Annotated in this window: 4 protein-coding genes and 2 pseudogenes; 1 reads left to right on the top strand and 5 read right to left on the bottom strand. The window is 34.1% G+C overall.

Annotated elements, in window-relative coordinates; all coding sequences use genetic code 11:
* Positions 1-184 (bottom strand): annotated as a pseudogene (locus tag ABS911_RS14800) (PTS sugar transporter subunit IIC); the annotation flags it as partial.
* A 56-nt stretch (positions 185-240) separates the two neighbouring features.
* Positions 241-546, bottom strand: coding sequence for a PTS sugar transporter subunit IIB (locus ABS911_RS14795; RefSeq protein WP_350453527.1), 306 nt, complete (start codon positions 544-546; stop codon positions 241-243).
* Between the two features lie 353 nt (positions 547-899).
* On the opposite strand from ABS911_RS14795, the gene ABS911_RS14790 reads away from it, so the two are divergent.
* On the top strand, positions 900-1,049 hold the full coding sequence (locus ABS911_RS14790) for a hypothetical protein (protein ID WP_350453528.1): 150 nt from the start codon (positions 900-902) through the stop codon (positions 1,047-1,049).
* Between the two features lie 60 nt (positions 1,050-1,109).
* Here ABS911_RS14790 and ABS911_RS14785 read toward each other — a convergent pair whose 3' ends face one another.
* The 3 genes and pseudogenes from ABS911_RS14785 to ABS911_RS14775 all read right to left on the bottom strand — a co-directional run.
* Positions 1,110-1,925, bottom strand: coding sequence for an SGNH/GDSL hydrolase family protein (locus tag ABS911_RS14785; RefSeq protein ID WP_350468190.1), 816 nt, complete (start codon positions 1,923-1,925; stop codon positions 1,110-1,112).
* 262 nt (positions 1,926-2,187) lie between these two features.
* Positions 2,188-2,955, bottom strand: a complete 768-nt coding sequence (locus tag ABS911_RS14780; RefSeq protein WP_350453530.1) for a tyrosine-protein phosphatase — start codon at positions 2,953-2,955, stop codon at positions 2,188-2,190.
* A 219-nt stretch (positions 2,956-3,174) separates the two neighbouring features.
* Positions 3,175-3,301, bottom strand: a pseudogene (locus tag ABS911_RS14775) (aquaporin); the annotation flags it as partial.

Here is a 3,301-nt window from a genome sequence, read left to right as displayed (position 1 = left end):
GTGCAATTGCTTCAGCCCAAGACGCGATTGGTGGATTTCCAATAACTAAGAAGAAACACCCAATAATAATTAAAGATAATGTCGAGATAACTCCATCACGGATAGCTTTTAAATGTTTTTGTTCCGATAACTTAGCTAATGGCGGCATGAATTTCGTTTCAAGCCAATTCAAAAAATTCGTCATATTTACTCTCCTTTATGATTCAAAATAATAAACAAGTGCAAAACTTAAGTAAAAGATTAACGGTATTTCTTAATCAACTCTAGTGTTTTAGGCGCTCCAATCGGTGTATAGCCCATAGGTTCAACTTTTTCAATCGGTACACCGTTTTCATTTGCATATTTTTCAAATGTCGCAAATTGGTGTTTCACTTGAGGTGCTACCAATAACAATTTGTAGTCTTCCTCTTTCAATGCATCTTCTACTGCTCCAGACCCTACTGCGATCATATCCAAATCAAAATCTTGTTTTGCAGCTTCCGCTTTGATTGCTTTAACCACAATTGCACTTGACATTCCACCTGAACAAACCATAATAACTTTCATCTTTCTGCCTCCTACTATCGAATTGAATTGAATTTTTGCTAAGGATACTTTAGTATTCGTATATCAAGATTCCAACCTATCTTCTATTGCTATCCTCCTTATCAAAGTCTTATACTAGTTATGTATCCCCTTTCAATAGAGTATAACTTAACTGGAATTTTATTTCAATATAAAAAACCATAAATCGAAATAAAAATCCCGAACAACCAATTTACTTTACAACTATTAAAAAATAGAAGATATACCTTGATAAATTAAGTACACATACAGATTCACTATCTAGTTCTAGTTTATGAACCCTTGAATTGTCCTCTTATTTTTTGCGTACTTTAAATAAAGAGGAGGCGAACTTTATGATAGTAATCAAAAAGCGGAACAAATCAAACTATTTACGTGCCATAGAAGCTTTGGACAAACGGATGGCGTTGCCTGATGAAGAAGCATTTCATTTGATGAAGATGCAATTGATCATACTACACATAACTGGTGCTAGAAATAAATGAACGCTCAAACTAAAAAAGCAGCCATAAAAATGGCTGCCTCTTTGCGTTACTCTTTTATTCTTAATGAAGTTCCTTCACCGGCATATTCAATCTCTCTTTCAACAATTCGAACCACAAGCCATAGCCAACTCCGTTGGGATGGACATTATCATCCAAAATTTCTTCAATAGTTAGATTTTGGTCTTCCATTTTGGTTTGCATCAAATGATAGGTATCAATAAATGGCCATTGTTGCGTTGTGATAAATTCAGAAATTTCATTATTGTATTCATCATAAGTTACTTTACCATCTTCCAAGAATACATCATTGTAAATAGTAGGATTTGCTGTTTGCAGTATAACTAAAGTATCGGGCAATTCCTCACTGAAACGATCCATGATCCATTGAATATCTAGTTTTGTTTGATTGATATCATTTTGCGGATAGCGATTATTATTGATCAAACACAATTCAAAAATAATGATATCCGGTTTGTCTTTCACGACTGCCTCAATTTTTTCCCTTGAAATCAGATCAGCAGTACTGTAACCGCTGTAGCCATGATTGATCACTTTAGCATTAATTCCATCCATCCCATTTAAATCAGCTTCCAGTAAATCACCCCACACAGGTTGATCTTCAGTAGCACCTTTGCCAAATGTCACACTGCTGCCTAGAACAGCGATTGTTACCTCGTCATCGCGTTCAGTCACAAACATCGCACGGTCTAACAAGCTTTCATTCCGATATGTATCTGATAATTTATAATTTTCATTCTTCTGAGCTAAAGTATGATTTTCTTTGGCAATATTAAAAAAGATAATAAAAATAGCCATTAACAAAATCACTATTCCAAATGTTGAATTTTTTTGATGTAGTTTCTTTTTTTGTTTCATAATCGAATCCTCCACCTTATTAATGAATGCAGTATACCATGATTTACTATCTTAAAATAAGGCAAATCTCCGACTCTTTATATAGTTGCTTTTTTTTAAACAATAGCCTACAACCCTAACTTATTTGCTTTTAAATGAAATTTCAGTTTGCTCATAGCACTGCATTTCCCTAAACGCACCAAAAAAAACGCTCATTACATCAAATGCAATAACCGCTTTTTTTGGCTACTGAACTATTATTCTTAAATCTATAATTTCCCCACTAAAATAACCCTAAAAATTTAGCTTTTTTTATTGGTTGAGGTGTTGCAGTATAAATGGGTTCCCCGTTGATCAAGTCTTTAGTGACTTGATGGTATTCGGAAGCTTTTTCAGGACCGAACTCTTTTTCTAATTTTTGATAAGCCTCTTTCATATGAAAAGAACGTGAACCGACATTGTGTGCATCAGAAGCAATAAAATGCACTAGATTGGCTTCAATCAACTGCTTACTGACTTTTTGAATCTCTTTGCCAAATCCCCCAGTGTAACTAGCAGCCGTTACTTGCGCCAAAGCCCCTTTTTCAACAAAAGACAGCAATAGATTAGGGTCTTTCAATATCGCATAATTCCTTTCTGGATGAACAATGATCGGTGTGATGCCCTCTCTTTGCATTTCAAAGAAAAGTGTTTCAGCATATTGAGGAATCGTCGGTGTTGGAAACTCGATTAAAACATATTGATTTCTTTCATCAATAAATTGAATTTTATCTTCTTCAACCTCTTCAAAAAATTCTCCATTGATGCGAACTTCTTGTCCAGGAAAAATTGTTAGTGGAATATCTCTGGCATCTAGTTCTTGCTGCACTTCATCGACTAAACTCAAAATATCTTGTTTTTCATTATCCCAATGTCCATTTTTATAATGGGGTGACGCTAAAATATGTGTGATTCCTTCGGCTACAGCTTTACGCGCCATATCCATAGAATCTTCCATATCTTTTGCCCCATCATCTATACCTGGTAAAATATGGCAATGCAAATCAATCATGTATTTTTCTCCTTTAGTTTTGCTCACTTAAATTATAGCTCATTATAAATCAATCTTTTAAAAAAAGCTAGATGGTACAGATATTCTTATTTTTTTCTTAACTAAAAATATCTCTTACAAAAATAAAATTACTAGATTTAATTTCTTAATTTTTTCAAAAAAAGCCTTACATCTCTACAAACTAGTTGTAGAGATGTAAGACTTCTTGTTGATTATAGGTTAGACAATTACAATGTAAAGTAATGCTGCGATAGCTCCACCAATCATTGGTGCTACTACTGGAATCCATGCGTAACCCCAGTCAGAGTTTCCTTTGTTTGCGATAGGTAACAATTGATGCGCAATA

The sequence above is a fragment of the Carnobacterium sp. genome, from assembly GCF_040274425.1.
This window is presented reverse-complemented; position numbering and strand designations above follow the sequence as displayed.